The 14,849-nt window shown below is 63.1% G+C and carries 16 protein-coding genes and 1 pseudogene; all 17 read right to left on the bottom strand.

All coding sequences use genetic code 11. The features are described from left to right. Positions 1–10: 10 nt before the first annotated feature. The 17 genes and pseudogenes from fliL to I6L36_RS06925 all read right to left on the bottom strand — a co-directional run bounded on the left by fliL (position 11) and on the right by I6L36_RS06925 (position 14,825). Positions 11–517, bottom strand: a complete 507-nt coding sequence (gene fliL / locus I6L36_RS06845) for a flagellar basal body-associated protein FliL (protein ID WP_010673922.1) — start codon at positions 515–517, stop codon at positions 11–13. Positions 518–574: 57 nt separating this feature from the next. Further along, a complete protein-coding gene (locus I6L36_RS06850; protein WP_109112488.1) occupies positions 575–2,494 on the bottom strand; it encodes a flagellar hook-length control protein FliK in 1,920 nt (639 codons plus the stop codon). Positions 2,495–2,581: 87 nt separating this feature from the next. Next, entirely contained in the window at positions 2,582–3,022 is a 441-nt protein-coding gene (gene fliJ, locus I6L36_RS06855; protein WP_039039911.1) for a flagellar export protein FliJ, read from the bottom strand. A gap of 16 nt (positions 3,023–3,038) precedes the next feature. Beyond that, positions 3,039–4,370 (bottom strand): flagellar protein export ATPase FliI, encoded by a 1,332-nt coding sequence (fliI, locus tag I6L36_RS06860; RefSeq protein WP_029314163.1) that lies wholly within the window; start codon positions 4,368–4,370, stop codon positions 3,039–3,041. Between the two features lie 74 nt (positions 4,371–4,444). Next, positions 4,445–5,248 carry a flagellar assembly protein FliH gene (gene fliH, locus I6L36_RS06865; RefSeq protein WP_010673918.1) on the bottom strand — a complete coding sequence of 268 codons (804 nt, stop codon included), beginning with the start codon at positions 5,246–5,248 and terminating at the stop codon, positions 4,445–4,447. Positions 5,249–5,318: 70 nt separating this feature from the next. Then, positions 5,319–6,380, bottom strand: coding sequence for a flagellar motor switch protein FliG (gene fliG / locus I6L36_RS06870; protein ID WP_010673917.1), 1,062 nt, complete (start codon positions 6,378–6,380; stop codon positions 5,319–5,321). Further along, on the bottom strand, positions 6,373–8,073 hold the full coding sequence (gene fliF / locus I6L36_RS06875) for a flagellar basal-body MS-ring/collar protein FliF (protein WP_041212623.1): 1,701 nt from the start codon (positions 8,071–8,073) through the stop codon (positions 6,373–6,375). Before fliF ends, fliG begins: the two co-directional genes overlap by 8 nt. A gap of 55 nt (positions 8,074–8,128) precedes the next feature. Then, positions 8,129–8,446, bottom strand: coding sequence for a flagellar hook-basal body complex protein FliE (fliE, locus tag I6L36_RS06880; protein ID WP_029314161.1), 318 nt, complete (start codon positions 8,444–8,446; stop codon positions 8,129–8,131). Positions 8,447–8,575: 129 nt separating this feature from the next. Next, positions 8,576–8,962: a hypothetical protein gene (locus tag I6L36_RS06885; protein WP_010673914.1), complete on the bottom strand. Its 387-nt coding sequence runs from the start codon at positions 8,960–8,962 to the stop codon at positions 8,576–8,578. Between the two features lie 139 nt (positions 8,963–9,101). Then, positions 9,102–9,878, bottom strand: coding sequence for a hypothetical protein (locus I6L36_RS06890; RefSeq protein ID WP_109112489.1), 777 nt, complete (start codon positions 9,876–9,878; stop codon positions 9,102–9,104). A gap of 103 nt (positions 9,879–9,981) precedes the next feature. Further along, complete coding sequence (gene arsC, locus I6L36_RS06895) at positions 9,982–10,407, bottom strand: glutaredoxin-dependent arsenate reductase (protein ID WP_089503660.1); 426 nt, start codon at positions 10,405–10,407, stop codon at positions 9,982–9,984. 51 nt (positions 10,408–10,458) lie between these two features. Beyond that, a complete protein-coding gene (arsB, locus tag I6L36_RS06900) occupies positions 10,459–11,523 on the bottom strand; it encodes an ACR3 family arsenite efflux transporter (protein ID WP_109112490.1) in 1,065 nt (354 codons plus the stop codon). Positions 11,524–11,611: 88 nt separating this feature from the next. Beyond that, complete coding sequence (locus I6L36_RS06905) at positions 11,612–11,980, bottom strand: helix-turn-helix transcriptional regulator (protein WP_039039917.1); 369 nt, start codon at positions 11,978–11,980, stop codon at positions 11,612–11,614. Positions 11,981–12,378: 398 nt separating this feature from the next. Beyond that, a complete protein-coding gene (locus I6L36_RS06910; RefSeq protein ID WP_109113209.1) occupies positions 12,379–13,470 on the bottom strand; it encodes an HD-GYP domain-containing protein in 1,092 nt (363 codons plus the stop codon). Positions 13,471–14,038: 568 nt separating this feature from the next. Then, the gene (locus tag I6L36_RS06915; RefSeq protein ID WP_042878961.1) at positions 14,039–14,341 is read right to left on the bottom strand and encodes a hypothetical protein; all 303 of its coding nucleotides are present in this window, start codon (positions 14,339–14,341) and stop codon (positions 14,039–14,041) included. A gap of 51 nt (positions 14,342–14,392) precedes the next feature. Continuing rightward, positions 14,393–14,492 (bottom strand): annotated as a pseudogene (locus I6L36_RS06920) (IS630 family transposase); the annotation flags it as partial. Between the two features lie 81 nt (positions 14,493–14,573). Beyond that, entirely contained in the window at positions 14,574–14,825 is a 252-nt protein-coding gene (locus I6L36_RS06925) for a hypothetical protein (protein ID WP_017778755.1), read from the bottom strand. Between the last annotated feature and the right edge of the window lie 24 nt (positions 14,826–14,849).

Here is a 14,849-nt window from a genome sequence, read left to right on the forward strand (position 1 = left end):
GCTTCACCTTTCATTGCATGACAAAGCCGGTAAACAGCACTTGTTCGATTACGGGAGAAGAGACCAGGTCGTTCAGCACCCGGCGGCACTCTTCCAGCGAATCCTGACGCAGCTTCTCCTTGCCCTCGAAGGTCATCAGCTGTTCGGCGGTCGCCGAGCTGAAGACCCGCAGCAAGGTGCCTTCGATCAGGGGAATGTTCTGTTTGGCCAGGGTTTCGTCGGCGGTGCCGCGCACCATCAGCTGGATCTTGATCTGCACCAGCCGATCCCGCTGGCCTCCCGCCACGTTGAACACGAAGGGACGGGGCATGCCCACATAGAGCGAGGGCTGGGGCGTGTTCGCCTCCGGCTTGGCCTCGCTCTTTTCGGCAGCGGGCTCATCCCCACCGGCGAGCATGAACCAGGCGCCGGCGCCGCCCCCGCCAAGGAGCACGACGGCCAGGGCGACTATCATGATCAGCTTCTTTTTCTTGCCTGCCGCCGGATCCTTCAGCGTCAGTTCGTTATCGTCTGCCATCCCTTGTCCACCCTAGTCTCAAACTTGTTCGGTATCATAAACTTACTTAAGAATGCATCAAGCATAGAAATCGATTCCGGCATCGTTTGCCGATTCCACCAGCAGCGTGAGGTTGCGAGCGCTCCCCTCGGCCTCTCTGCCATCGCTGCCACCGCCATTTCCCCCCTGTCGCCCCTGGTCACCGAAACCGGACTGACCCTGGGAGGATGACTGCCCCTGCTGCTGGAAGGCTTGCTGCTGCGCCTGTTGCTGCACCACGGTCTGGCCGAGCTGGATCCCCTGCCCTGCCAGCATGTCGCGCAGGCGCGGCATGGCCTGCTCCAGCATCTCACGGGTCTGGCCATGCTGCACCACGAAGTGCACGCTGGCCTGGCTGGAGGCATCCATCTGGATTTGGATCTTCATCTTGCCAAGCCCCAGGGGGTCTAGCTGGATCTCCGCCTGCTGCAGCTTGTCCGCCAGCATCAGGTTCACCTTGTGGTGCAGCTGCTCGGGGGCCTCAGGGGTCGCCAGCTTGAGGTGGGGCAGGCTCTGAGGCTCCCGTCTGACGGTCGCCTCGGCCAGCGGTCTGTTCTCGCCGACCTGGCTCTGTGCCTGATGCAAAGGCTGGCTCCCCTCGGCGGGTTCACTGCCCTTGACCTCCATCCCCGACTGTTTGCCCAGCTCATCGAGCCGGGACTTGTCCACCGCGGGCTTAACCGACACGGCCGCGCCGGCGGCCACCACGGGGGCGCTCTCCATCTGGTCCAGGCCCGCCGAGAGGGCCGTCAGGGGGGCCTGTGCCCCCTGGGATTCGTGACGGGCCAGGATCTGCGGCGCCGCCTGGACTGGGGCCGGGTCCTCCGTCGTCACGGGCTGGCTGCTCCCTGCATTCGCTACAGGCTCGGCCCCTGCACGGGCTCCCTGCCCGCTCGCGGCCTCGGCCTGTCTGGCCTCACCGGCGACAGGGGCCTCCTTCTCTGCCCCTGCTGCCGTCGCGGGCGGGGCGGACTCCGGTGTGGCCGCAGGGGCCGGCCCCTGCGCCACCGTCCGGATCACTCCATCGCCATAGGCGCTGGCGGCACGGGAAGCGGTTGCCCCCTGTCCGGCCGACGCCAGGGGATCGCTCACCCGTGCCTCTTGCGATGAGTCAGCCCGGGTGACAGTGGGAGCCTGGGCGTTTTCTCCGGCCACCACTTTGGCGAGCAGGGCGGCACGCTCCTGACCCGAGAGAGGGGGCTCGGCCCCCTTGGCACCCGGCTCCGCTCCCTTGCCTGCCATGGGCTGGCGGGTCGCTCCGCCCTGGTCGGCCACGGCAGTGTCATCGGCCAAGGGGGGCTCTTCCGCTCCCTGCGGCAGAGCCCCCTGACCGCTTGGCACGGCGCTGGCGCCTTGGGCCGCACCGGGAGCTGCCTTCGTTTTGTTCCCTTCCTGCTGACGCTCTGGCGTCATCTGCGGCAGGAAGGCGCTCCCCTCTGCCGCCTCCACGCCCTCTGCCATCCCCACGTCCTCTGCAATTCCCACCCCCTCTGCCATCCCAGGCGCAGCGGCGCCAGGCGGCAAGGGGTTGCCGTCCACAGGCGCCGCTGCCTCACCGGCCAGGGCGGGCGATGTCGGGGGCACCACCAGGCTCACATCCTGGCGCAGGGAGGCTTGCAACTGTTGCAGGAAGTCGTCGGGAGGCAGCTCCCCCTCGTCGTCCGCCCCCTTCGAGGAAGACGCGGACTCGGTGGCGGGCTCGTCAGACGCCAAAGATTTGGCAGCCGGGGCAAGCCCCTCCCGGGCGCCCTCGGCGGGCCCCTGGAGCGCTGGATTTCCCTGACTGGCTGGCGCCTTGCCCATCAGCTGGGCCATGGCCATAGCTTGCGAGAAGGCGGCCTTGCCCTCGCCTGACGGCTGCACACCCCCTTCGCCCCCCACGGTGGGAGCCAGCAGGGTGGCGCTGCCATCGGCAGAAGGCGCCTGGGGGAGAGTGCTAATCAAGGGGGTCTGTATCATGCTGGGATCCCTGACGACGATTCGGTGACGGCCGCACGTGCGGTCATGACTTGGCCCATCGGCCTCGCATGACCGGAAGAAAGCAAATTACAGGCCAGATTGGTGATAACGACGCAGGATGGCGTAGTCATCCAGCATCTTCTGCTCCTGGCGCTGGGCCTTCTGGCGCACCTTGTCCGCCTTCTTCTCCAGCAGCAGCTCGACCGCCTTGCGCCGCTGCTGGGCTTCGAGCCACTGGGTGCGGCACTCGGCCAGCGCCTCGCGCACCTGCAACACCCCTTGGTACTGCTGGGTCGCCGCGTTTTCGAGCTTGTTGATGAAGGCGTGATACTGGCTGTTCTGCTGGGGGCTGATCCCCTGCAGACCGCGCTCCGTCCACTGCTGGTGGTAGATCTGGCGGTACTGGTTGAGGGCGTTTTGCTGATCCATGAACAGCTTGAGATCCTGCTGGGCCTTGGCAAGCGCCATGGCGGCCTGCTGTTCGGCCTCCTCCAGCCGACTCGCCAGCAACGTCAATCCTTTACTCATAAGGGCTCTCCACCGGTCAACGCATCAGGGGCATGGCCACCAGTTGCAGGGATTGCAGGCCTTCATCGTAGTGAATGACCTCGCGCATTTTCTGCTGCAAGAACTGATCCAGATAGGGTTTCTGGATGATGGCCCGGTCGATGCGCGGATCCGATCCCTGGCTGTAGGCGCCGATGGTGATGAGATCCCGGTTCTGCTGGTAGAGGGAGTAGAACTGCTTGAAGGTGCGCGCCAGCTCCATGTGCTCCGGTGAGGTCACCATGGGCATGACCCGGCTGATGGATTTTTCGATGTCGATGGCCGGATAGTGGCCCGCATCCGCCAGCTCCCGCGCCAGCACGATGTGGCCGTCAAGGATGGCCCGGGCCGCGTCGGCGATGGGATCCTGCAGATCGTCCCCCTCCGTCAGCACGGTGAAAAAGGCGGTGATGGAGCCCTGGCCGTCGCTGCCGTTGCCGGCCCGCTCCACCAGCGCCGGCAATTTGGCAAACACCGAGGGGGGATAGCCCTTGGTGGCCGGCGGCTCCCCCACCGCCAGTGCAATTTCCCGCTGGGCCTGGGCGTAGCGGGTGAGGGAGTCCATCAGCAGCAGCACGTTGAGCCCCTGCTCGCGGAAATACTCGGCGATGGCGAGCGCCGTCTCGCACCCCTTGAGGCGCATCAGCGGCGAGGCATCGGCAGGGGCGGCCACCACCACGGCGCGCTCGCGCCCCTCGGCGCCGAGGATCTCCTCGATGAACTCCTTCACCTCCCGGCCCCGCTCGCCGATGAGGCCCACCACGACGACATCCGCCACCGAGCCCCGGGTCATCATGCCAAGCAGCACGGATTTGCCGACACCGGAGCCGGCGAACAGCCCCATGCGCTGACCCCGGCCCACGGTGAGCACGGCATTGATGGCCCGTACCCCCACGTCCATGGGTTGATGGATGGGGCGACGGGCCAGGGGATTGATGCGGTGCTGGGCGAACTGCACCGTCTGGGACGAGAGGATGGGACCGAGCCCGTCCAGGGGCTGGCCGATGCCGTCGATGACCCGGCCAAGCAGACTCATGCCCACCGGAATGCCGTGATCTTCGGTGACGGGCACCACCCGGGCGCCGGGAATGACCCCCTTGAGCTGCTCGCTCGGCATCAAGAACAGGCGATCCCCGGCAAACCCCACCACCTCGGCCTCCAGGGCCCCATCCTGGGTATCGATACGGCACAGGGAGCCGATGGCGGCGCGGCAGCCAATGGCTTCCAGGGTCAACCCCACCACCCGGGTGAGCTTGCCTGCCACGGGCGGTATGGGGGCCTGCTCGCGAACCCGGTAGCCTTTAAGCCGATCAAGAAGGGGTGCCGTCATGTCGCCTCCGACGATGGGTGCCTGATGATGCCGTCAGCAGGGCGCTGCACGACGGGTTCGAACCGGGCCATGGCTCAGCTCGCGTTGTCACGCAGGAAATTGCGCAGCAGCTGATCGATGCGCCCACAGAGGGTAAGATCGATGCTGGAAAGCTCGGTGGCCAGTTGCAGATCGCCGGGGGAGAAGGTGGGCTCGCTTTGCAGCCGCCAGTGGCGCCTGGCGCACTCCTCGGCGCCAAAAGCGGCCTCTACCCGGGTCACATCCTCCGGGTGCAGCATCAGGGTGACCCCCTGCTCGGCGGCAGGGAGCAGGGCCAACCCCTGCTTGAGGGCCTCCAGCAGCAGCGTGGGGGAGGTTTGCGCCTCATGGCGGATGAGGGCGCGGGCGAGCTGTTGCACCAGGGCGATGAGCTGCTGCTCCACCGCCTCGTCCATCTCGCCAAGGGGAGTGGCCAGGCGTGAGACCAGGGCTTGCCAGCGGGCTATCTCCAGCTCCACCTGCTCCCGCCCCATGGCGAGTCCCTCTTCCCTGCCCTGCTCCAGCCCGGCCTGGTGGCCCTGCTGCAAGCCTTCGAGCTTGCCCTCTTCCAGCCCCTTGGCAAAACCGGCCTCGCGCCCATCGCGCATCCCCTCTTCCCAGGCGGCCTGACGAATCGCCTCCACCTCTTCGGCGGTGATGCTGGGGGCGGGTTCTTCGGGTTGTTCTTCCGGCAGGGCCGCATCGGCCTGCTCCTGACGATACCAGTCAGGAGCCAGCCCCAGGGCATTGGTCTCGACCTCGGCTTCGGTCTCCATCTCTGGCCAGCCCCAGGTCTCAATCTGCGCCGTGTCAGACTCGGGCCTCAGATAGCCGCGCAGTTTGCTGTTCTTGTCATTCATGTGCCGAAGAGACTCCTATCGAGGGCCGGGTACAGGGGCCGACATCATCGCACATTCCATGGCCCATGGCTTAGAGGAACTCTTCGCCACCACCCGCCCCCAGCATGATCTCGCCCGCATCCGCCAGGCGGCGCGCCGTGGAGAGGATCTCCTTCTGGGCGGCCTCCACCTCGGAGACCCGGATCGGCCCCATGGCCTCGAGGTCGTCCGCCAGCATCTCGGCGGCCCGCTTGGACATGTTCTTGAATACTTTTTCCCGCATCTGGTCGTCCGACCCCTTGAGGGCCCGTTGCAGCAGATCCCCGGGCACTTCCCGCAGCAGGGTCTGGATACCCCGATCGTCCACGTCGATGAGGTTTTCGAACACGAACATCAGATCCTGGATCTGCTGGCTCATCTCCTCGTCCGACTCGCGGATGGAGTCCATCAGCTGCCCTTCGATGTTGGTGTCCAGGTAGTTCATGATGTTGGCCGCCGCCTTCAGGCCGCCCATCTTGGCCGCCTGGGCACCGGCTGCACCGGCGAACTGTTTCTCCATGATGTCGTTGAGCTCCTGCAGCGCCGCCGGTTGCACCTCTTCGAGGTTGGCGATGCGCATCACCAGATCCAGGCGCACCTGCTCCGGGAACTGGCTCAGGATCTCGGCGGACTGCTCCGGCTCCAGATAGGAGAGGACGATGGTCTGGATCTGCGGGTGCTCGTTCTGGATGATGCTGGCCACCTGGCGGGCATCCATCCACTTGAGGGAGTCGAGGCCACGGGCGCCTGAGCCCAGGATGATCTGATCCACCAGGTTGCTGGCCTTGTCCTCCCCGAGCGCCGCCACCAGAGCCTTGCGCACGAAGTCTTCACTGCCGATGCCGATGTTGGTGTACTTCTGGATGTCGTCGATAAATTGACGATGCACCGCCGCCACCCGATCGTGGCTGAAATCCGACATGGAGGCCATGGACATGCCGAGCCGCTGCACCTGCTTGGGCTCGAGGTGGCGAAAGATCTGGGCCGCGTCCTCCTCGTTGAGGCTCAGCATCAGCACCGCCGCCATCTCCATGCCCCCCATCTGATCCAGGATCAGACGCTGGCTTTCGGTGATGTCGTTGCCGGTGACCTGGCTTTTATTCTCTTCAGGCATCTTTGGTTACCCATTCTTTGATGACCTGGGCGGCCAGGTCAGGTTCGTTCGCTACCAGGGCGCGCACGGCCTTGAGCAGATCCTCGTCACGGTGCAGGTCAGGCAGCTTGAGCTGACCATCCCGCAGACCGAATACCGGTTCGGCCTCGGCCTGGGCGGCCAGCAGGCTCAGTTCGTCGTCGCCACCCAGCACGGTGTGGTTGTCGAAGTCCAGCTCCCCTTCCGGCTTGGCGTCCGGGTAGAGCAGGCGCTTGAGCATGGGCCGCACCACGGTGACGATGAGCACTATGATGACCAGCACTGAGGCGGCGATGCGCACCGCGCGCCAGAACCAGGGCTGCTCGTAGAGGGGGATGTCGGCCACGGTCTCGAGTTCCGGACGGTTGAACGGAATGGCGACCACCTCCAGGGTATCCCCCCGGGTCACGTCAAAGCCCAGACCGCCGCTCAGCAGACGGCGCAGGGTATCGAGTTCGGCCTGGCTGCGGGCTTCCCGGGTCACGGCACCGTCGGCGCCGGGGATGGCCTTGTAATCCACCGCCACCGACACCGTCATGCGGCGAATGCCGCCCTGCTGGCGCCGGATGTGGCTGACGGTGGTGTCCAGTTCGAAGTTGCGGGTCGCTTCCTTGCGGGAACGGCCGGAAGAGGCGGTTCCTTCCCCGCCGGCAGCCTGCTCGGGAATGTTGGACGCGGCGGGCGGCTGGTTGGAGAGGGCGCCGGGCACCCCGCCGTTGCTGCCGCTGGCGCTGTTCTCTTCCATGGTCATTTCGGAGCGCACCGCCGGCAGGTCCGGGTTGTAGGTCTTGCGGGTCTGTTCCTGCTGGGAGAAGTCGAGGGAGAGATCCACCTCTGCCGTATAGTTGTCGGCCCCCAGCACCGGGATCAGGATGGCGTCAATTTTTTGTTTGTATTCGAGCTCCTGCTTCTGCTGCATCGCAAACTCCTTGCGGGTCTGGGCAGAGAGGGGATCCTGGGAGCCGGAGTTGAGCAAGCGACCGTTCTGGTCGGTCACGGTGACGCGGGTCGGCTCCAGACCGTGAACGGCGGAGGCGACCATGTCGACGATGGAGTCCACCTCACCCTGGCCCAGGGCGTTGCCCTTGAGGCTCAGGACCACGGTGGCGCTGGGCTTGCGTTCGTTGCGGGCGAACACGTTGTCTTTCGGGATAGCCAGCAGCACCTGGGCCTTGGCGACGTTCTGGAACTGCTCGATGGCGCTCGCCAACTGGCGCTCGCGGCTCAGTTTCAGGCGCTCGCTCTCCATGCGCTGGCTGACGCCGAAGCTGGAGTCCTTGAGCAGGATGGCTTCGCCGTCGTTGCTGGCGTCGCTGTTGTTGGCCAGACCGGCGCGGGTCAGGCGCAACCGGATGTCCGCATAGTTTTCAGCACTGACCAGCACGCTCTTGCCATCCACCTGATAGGGGATCTTCTGCTGATCCAGGTAATCCAGGGTGGAGACCAGCTCCTGGGTGGTGAAGGTGCCGAGGGGACGCATCTCCGGCTCCTTGCCCCACAAGAGGATGAAGACGGCGATGGCCAGACAGATGGTCAGCCCCAGGATCAGGGTGATCTGACGCAACACATCGGTGTTGGACAGGAAGCCCAGCGCCGAGCTCTTCTGCTCGTGCTCGTCGAGGGCGGCCGCCCCCTCGTTGTTGATCAGCAGATCGCCGTTTTGATCAGTTGCCACGGTTTATGTCCTTGTTGCTGACATGTTCATGATGCTCGGTCGCCATGGGCCCGAGTTACACCGGCATGTTCATGATGGTCTTGTAGGCATCGACCATCTTGTTGCGCACCTGCACCGTCGCCTCGAAGGCGATGGAGGATTTCTGGCCGGCGATCATCACCTGGGAGAGATCCACCGACTTGTCGCCGAGATCGAAGCGGGTACGCAGATCGTTGGCGGTGCCCTGCAACTCGTTGACGTTGTCCAGGGCCTGTTGCAGCATCTGGCCGAAATCCGAGCTGACCGGACGACCGGGCTGGGTCAACGGCGTGGCACCGGCTTCCACCTTGAGGGCCTGCATCTCTTGCATCAGGCTGCTTGCGCTAATTTCCATCTTCCCTTCCCAGACAAATCATTGACACTGACTGGCTTGAAGCAATAAAGGTGCCAACCAGAGTGGGATCTCGAGATCAGGGATAAAAGCGGGGCGCGATCAGGCCGGCGGGCACCGGCCATCCGGGGATCAGGTTGCCGATCCGGGGGGATCGCCCAGCAGCAGCCGCAGGTAACTCAGGTGCAGATCGTAGTGCTCGCCTGCAGGCAGCTTGGCCAGCACCTCGTCGCGCAGGTAGCGGGCCTTCTCCCCCGCCTGCTCGGGGGCCACCAGCCCCACGCTCACCAGCCTGGCGATGATGGCATGGGAAAGCGCCAGGCAGGCCTCGTCGGCCTCCCCCCAACCGAAGGATGCCCCCTGATCACCCTGTGTCAGGCAGGGTTCGAGCGGTGCCACCAGATCCCCCCAGACCCAGAACGCGGCCGGGATCCCCTCCTGCAGGCGCAGATAGATGCTCTGCTTGTCCCACTCCCGGCGGTGGGCAGCCATCCGCTCCTGTTCGGCCTCATGGGTCATCTTGCTCTCCTTGTCGCTGGACTCTGTACGGCGCCCATGAAAAAGAGGGCCCAAGGCCCTCTTTTTACTGCAAGTCCCGACAATTAAACAGAGTGCACCTCGATCTCCTCCAAGAAAAAACGAGTCAGATCGGCAGGGATCACTTGTTCAGGTCATCATCCAGCCAGTACTTGGAGCCCGAGATGTTGGCGTCCAGCAACAGCCCCTTCTCGCCAATCTGGTAGATGGCCATGCCCCCATTGTACTTAGCGGTGAGCTCGGCGCTCTCCTTGCCCGCCACGGCGCCCACCTCGGAGGTGGCTTCCCACCCCTTGCTGACGAAGGCATCGAACCTCGCCTTGTCCTCGAACAGGATCACCTGCTGGTAGAACTTGCCGCCGATCCCGGCCGCGAGACCGGCACCGAACATCTTCATGTAGGTGTGCTTGCCACTGGTGCGATTGACGGCGACCCCGGCCCCCTGATTGGTGTGGATCATCAGGGAGAACTTGCGCGAGTCGAACACCGCATAGCCATAAGCCTTGTCAAACAGCAACTTGGCCGAAGGCTGCTCGTTGAACAGCCGCACCAGGGCGGTATCGGCCATGGTATCGAGGGCGGTTCTCGCCTCCTCCGGGGTCTTGGGCTCGAGCATGGTGTCGAGCTTCTTGTCGGCGGCGGTCAGCCACTCCTTGCCGGTGGCCGCACTCTCTGCCGTCCAGGCCCCCGCCTTGTTGTAGGCCTCGGCCCCCCAGCTGGACACCGACTCCCAGGTCTCCTTGGAAAAATCGGTGATCCCTTTCCACGCCTCCTTGCTGGTATCGCTCACCGCGGTACCGAGTTCGGAGGCGGCCTCCTTCAGCTTTGCCCAGTCGGCCAGACTGGGGGTCGAGGCCAGCGCCAGTGCCGTGGCTATCACCAGGAATCGAATCTTCATTGTTTCCACCCTCTGTGATGAGTCGAAGGTCACAGTAGCAGATCTGGCGCCTGCCCGTTAAGGGCATCCCCCCGGCGCGGGTCAGACGCTGACGCGCAGGGGCTCAACGAAGCCGTTTGCCCTGACCGTCCACCACCTGCTCGCCATCCTCCTTGGCAAAGGCCCCTTGCTGCGGGTCGGGCAGGATATCGAGCACCACCTCCGACGGGCGGCACAGCCGGGTGCCGAGGGGGGTGACCACGATGGGCCGGTTGATGAGGATGGGGTGGGCCAGCATGGCATCGATCAGTTCGTCATCGCTGAAGCGATCTTCCGCCAGCCCCAGCGCCTCGTAGGGGGGCACGTTCTTACGCAGCAGATCGCGCACCGGCATGCCCATGGCGGCGATCAGGGCAACCAGCTCGTCGCGGGAGGGGGGCGTCTCCAGATAATGAATGATGGTGGGCTCCACGCCGCTGTTGCGAATCAGCGCGAGGGTGTTGCGGGAGGTGCCGCACTCCGGGTTGTGATAGAGGGTGATTGCACTCATTTGCCTGTCTCTCATGACTCAAGTGAATAGAAATGGGTTAGCCGCCATCCGTTAGCGGCTTAGCCCCGCCTCGTACCAGGGTTTGCTGGCGTTGACCACGCGCACCACCAGCAGCATGACCGGCACCTCGATGAGCACCCCGACCACGGTGGCGAGCGCCGCACCGGAATGAAAGCCGAACAGGCTGATGGCGGCGGCCACCGCCAGCTCGAAGAAGTTGGAGGCCCCGATCAGGGCGGAAGGGCAAGCCACCGAGTGCTTCTCCCCCACCTTGCGGTTGAGCCAGTAGGCGAGCCCGGAGTTGAACAGCACCTGGATCAGGATGGGCACCGCCAGGAGGGCGATGACCAGCGGCTGCTCGATGATGGCGTTGCCCTGAAAGGCGAACAGCAGCACCAGGGTGAGCAGCAGGGCCGCCACCGACCAGGGCTGGATGCGGGTCATGACGCCGTCAAAATGGGCCTGCCCCTTTCTCAGCAAGACCTTGCGCAGCAGCTGGGCGAGGATGACAGGGATGACGATGTAGAGCACCACCGAGGTGAGCAGGGTATCCCAGGGCACGACTATGCTGGAGACCCCGAGCAGCAGCGCCACCAGCGGGGCAAAGGCAAACACCATGATGAGGTCGTTCACCGCCACCTGCGACAGGGTGAAGTAGGGATCGCCGTTGGTGAGGCGACTCCAGACAAACACCATGGCGGTGCAGGGGGCCGCTGCCAGCAGGATCAGCCCAGCCACGTAGCTGTCCAGCTGATCCGCTGGCAGCCAGTCGGCAAACAGCACGCGGATGAAGAGCCAGCCGAGGAAGGCCATGGAGAAGGGCTTGACCAGCCAGTTGATGAAGAGGGTGACCCCGATTCCCTTGAGGTGCCCCTTCACCTGGTGCAGGGCGCCAAAGTCGATCTTGAGCAGCATGGGGATGATCATCACCCAGATAAGCAGCCCCACCGGCAGGTTGACCCTGGCCACCTCCATGGCGCCGATGGCCTTGAAGAGGCTCGGTAACCCCTGCCCCAGACCAATGCCCACCAGGATGCAGAGGGCGACCCAGGCGGTCAGATAACGTTCAAAAAAGCCGATGGCAGGGGCTGCCTTGGCCTCACAGCTTGCAGACATGATGACTCCCGGTGCGATCCACGCTCGCACCCCAGGTTGGATAGATGAATGACACGGCGCATGGGCATCGACAGCCCGCCCTGGCCCGTTACGACTCGCCGCAGCAGGGCGACGACCCCTCGGCGCGGGAAGCGCTGCCGGGCCCGGCGGGCAGCAGGCCGCACGCCTCGGGATGACCAGCGCAACACTCCTCGGTGAGGTAGGCGATCACCCCCAGCATCAGGGGGATGTTGGCGCGGTAGCGCAGAAAGCGCCCCTCCTGCTCCACCGACAGCAACCCGGCGTTGAGCATCCCCTTGAGGTGAAACGAGAGGGTATTGGGGGCGATGTCGAGCTCGCCGGCCAGCTCCCCCGCGACCCGCCCCTCCAGCCCGGCCTTGACCAGCAGCCGCCACACCTCGAGCCGGATCCCGGAAGCCAGTGATTCAAAGACCTTGGTGGCCGTCTCTTTGTTCATGGGTCTCCCCCCTTGGATGCTTCATTTCAACTATACAAGAATTATTGAAATGATCAAAGTGTCACCACCGAGCCGACATCGCGGCGGAACAGGCCGCCAGAGGCGCCGCCCCGGCCATGTCGTGCCCACTAGCGGCCTCATGCCAGTCATATGGCTAATATCTGGCCTCTTTTTATAAGGCACTCTTATGACCTTACCCCGGACAATCCTCCCGTTGGCCGCCCCGCTCACCGCGGCGCCCTGCCTCGCCGCAAAGCCGCAATGCCGCAATGCCGCAGAACAACCCCGGCGCCGGATGCACCTAAAGGCGATGAAACGAGAGAGGGCCCCAGGGCCCCGCCGTCAGATGACGGGGCCTGGGGAATCCGGGAGAAACCGGGGAGGAGAGAGGGGCGCAATCAGGTGATCACGGGATCCCGATATTGCCGATGGATGGCACAAAACGCCTCCCGGCTTTGCAGCGCCGCCGCGACGCAGACAGGGTCGAACTGACTGCCGGCATGGGTCTTGAGGTATTCAAAGGCCGTTTCGAGGGGCCAGGCCTGCTTGTAGGGTCGCTCGCTGGTGAGGGCGTCAAACACATCCGCCACCGCGACGATGCGGGCTTCCAGGGGGATCGCCTCCCCCGCCAGTCCTTCCGGGTAACCCTGACCGTCGAAACGCTCGTGGTGGTAGGCGATGATGTTCTTCAGCATGTCGGTGTGATGGATGCCGTCGAGGCCGAACTCGCGGATCATCAGGGCGATCATCTCCCGTCCCTTGAAGGGGTGGGTCTTCATCACCCCGTACTCCTCGGCCGTGAGCTTGCCCGGCTTGAGCAGGATGGCGTCGGGCACCGCAATCTTGCCGATATCGTGCAGCTCGGAGAAGAGGTGAATGAACTCCACCTCCTCGTCACTCAAGGGGTAATGGGCTGCCACCTCCCGGGCGATGAACCGCGAATAGGCCGACATCCGGTGCAGGTGATTGGCGGTCTCCTCGTCCCGGTAGCGGCTGAACTCCCGCACCGTGGTCAGGGCCCCGTTCAGGGTCTGGATGGAAAAGAACTCCACCGCGATGATGGCCGCCAGGATCTGGGCATAGGCCGCCAGCTCACCGCAAATGGCGCCATCGAAGTAACCGAGCTCTTTGGCATCGCAAAACAGAAAGCCGAACAAGCGACTGTTGAGCAGCAGCGGCTCGGTATAGCTCGACGCGTACCCGGCCGCCAGCACTTTGCGGCTGTGCTCGGAGGGTGAGCCCAGCAGGGAATCCAGGGTATCGAGCACCCTGGGCTGCTGGTGCTCGGCCAGGTAGCGCAGGGAAGGCACCTCGCTCAGCCTGACCTCGTACTGCAACAGCGGCGAGCCCCCGTCCGTGCTGTGGGCAAAGGTCTTGAGCTGGTCCGTCTGCGGGTCGTAGATGGCGATCGCCACCCGGCTCAACTTGTCAAACCGCTGCCTGAGGGTGGCGTGCACATTCTGCACTTTCTCACCAAATGAACTCTCCATCCCGCACATCCTTCTGTAGGCCTGTTGGGAGTATAGTGACACCCGTTTTGCCCCTCCTGCCAAATGGTGACGGCGCACAGGGATCGTGATCCCGCCCGCACTGGCGACGGCTCCCTCCCTGCCCGTGGTCATGTCACGCCCGCCCCACACCGCGTCCCCGGGCAAAGAGATTGTTCGCTTCCGACGTGTCGGCTGTATAGTTTTTGGTTAGCCATTCCGGTAAAATCCGCGCCCTTGAATAAGAGCCACCTAAGAGTGATTGAGCGATGTCCAACACAAAACAGGCCCCCAAAGTAGGATTCGTCTCCTTGGGTTGACCTAAGATCGCAAGACCAATCCACATCTAATACAGTCAGGCTTGTGCTAGCGGTATCCCATCACTTAGCGCCGGTTATAATCCAAAACAAGCTGAGGCTGGGTTAGCATTACTTTACGAGGTCCAGCGACAAATGCATCCACCGCTGCGACAAACCACGATGAGCGAAGAGCGGCGGTCTTCCGTTGGAAGACATCAAAGTTGAAGCAACTTGGCTCAAACACAACCTACAAAGATCAATATCGAATCTGTTCAGATAAGTTCAAGGTGCCGGTTAATCAATCCAAAATCAGCAACTGGTTCATACCCTTTCTCTGAAAACATCAGTGCACCTCGCCGCTGCTCTTTCAGATTTGCTATGGCCTGAAAAAAGCAACTCTCGCACAGGTGAACCTCGTAACTTTCGCCATCGTGCTGAGTTCCATAACCCCAGTGGGCACTCAATGTGCCAAACTCGATATTGCTAACAGCCCCCTCCGTTTGGCAACTCTCTTCACAAACATCACAGCGAATATCGCTGATTACCTCGACCTCTTTTTTGGTCATGATTTTCATATCCTGTTACTCCATTCATGCAGCATCTGCGAATCAACTGCATCGAGTCCGCAGGTTGACCACTCCTCTGCATTGATGATTGCGTGTGATGGTCTCTCTAACTTTGCTACTGCCGCTCTATGTGATTCACCCAAGGGCTGTAGACTGACTGTGGAATACCAAGCATTACTAATGACCACCCCTCCGAGATGAAGATCCGTATGAATTCCGACATCCCATGCCAGAGACTTGTTCAGACCTTCCTTAGCTCCTGAAGCTCCTGAGGTATCGGCCATTGCTCCTTAAAATCCATAAATTCGGCAACAAACGAAGCCATAACACCCTTAACAAATTCATCATATGTGGATTGATTAATAGTGACATGTAAGAATGACTCCACTCTCAGAGAATCTCCTACTGCGGCTAAGAAATCCGCGTTTTGAAAAATTAGTGTCACGGTGCTACTTTTTTGATTCTGACTCAAAACGATCTGTTGATTGGACATTTTCCACCCTCAAATGATGCTTAT

This window comes from Aeromonas sp. FDAARGOS 1406 (assembly GCF_019048565.1).
Taxonomy (GTDB): Bacteria; Pseudomonadota; Gammaproteobacteria; order Enterobacterales; family Aeromonadaceae; genus Aeromonas; species Aeromonas caviae.

Excerpts from the sequence above, each read along its gene's own strand:
- fliL (WP_010673922.1), bottom strand. The coding sequence starts at position 517 with ATGGCAGACGATAACGAACTGACGCTGAAGGATCCGGCGGCAGGCAAG.
- I6L36_RS06850 (WP_109112488.1), bottom strand. The coding sequence starts at position 2,494 with ATGATACAGACCCCCTTGATTAGCACTCTCCCCCAGGCGCCTTCTGCC.
- fliJ (WP_039039911.1), bottom strand. The coding sequence starts at position 3,022 with ATGAGTAAAGGATTGACGTTGCTGGCGAGTCGGCTGGAGGAGGCCGAA.
- fliI (WP_029314163.1), bottom strand. The coding sequence starts at position 4,370 with ATGACGGCACCCCTTCTTGATCGGCTTAAAGGCTACCGGGTTCGCGAG.
- fliH (WP_010673918.1), bottom strand. The coding sequence starts at position 5,248 with ATGAATGACAAGAACAGCAAACTGCGCGGCTATCTGAGGCCCGAGTCT.
- fliG (WP_010673917.1), bottom strand. The coding sequence starts at position 6,380 with ATGCCTGAAGAGAATAAAAGCCAGGTCACCGGCAACGACATCACCGAA.
- fliE (WP_029314161.1), bottom strand. The coding sequence starts at position 8,446 with ATGGAAATTAGCGCAAGCAGCCTGATGCAAGAGATGCAGGCCCTCAAG.
- I6L36_RS06885 (WP_010673914.1), bottom strand. The coding sequence starts at position 8,962 with ATGACCCATGAGGCCGAACAGGAGCGGATGGCTGCCCACCGCCGGGAG.
- I6L36_RS06890 (WP_109112489.1), bottom strand. The coding sequence starts at position 9,878 with ATGAAGATTCGATTCCTGGTGATAGCCACGGCACTGGCGCTGGCCTCG.
- arsC (WP_089503660.1), bottom strand. The coding sequence starts at position 10,407 with ATGAGTGCAATCACCCTCTATCACAACCCGGAGTGCGGCACCTCCCGC.
- arsB (WP_109112490.1), bottom strand. The coding sequence starts at position 11,523 with ATGTCTGCAAGCTGTGAGGCCAAGGCAGCCCCTGCCATCGGCTTTTTT.
- I6L36_RS06905 (WP_039039917.1), bottom strand. The coding sequence starts at position 11,980 with ATGAACAAAGAGACGGCCACCAAGGTCTTTGAATCACTGGCTTCCGGG.
- I6L36_RS06910 (WP_109113209.1), bottom strand. The coding sequence starts at position 13,470 with ATGGAGAGTTCATTTGGTGAGAAAGTGCAGAATGTGCACGCCACCCTC.
- I6L36_RS06915 (WP_042878961.1), bottom strand. The coding sequence starts at position 14,341 with ATGAAAATCATGACCAAAAAAGAGGTCGAGGTAATCAGCGATATTCGC.
- I6L36_RS06925 (WP_017778755.1), bottom strand. The coding sequence starts at position 14,825 with ATGTCCAATCAACAGATCGTTTTGAGTCAGAATCAAAAAAGTAGCACC.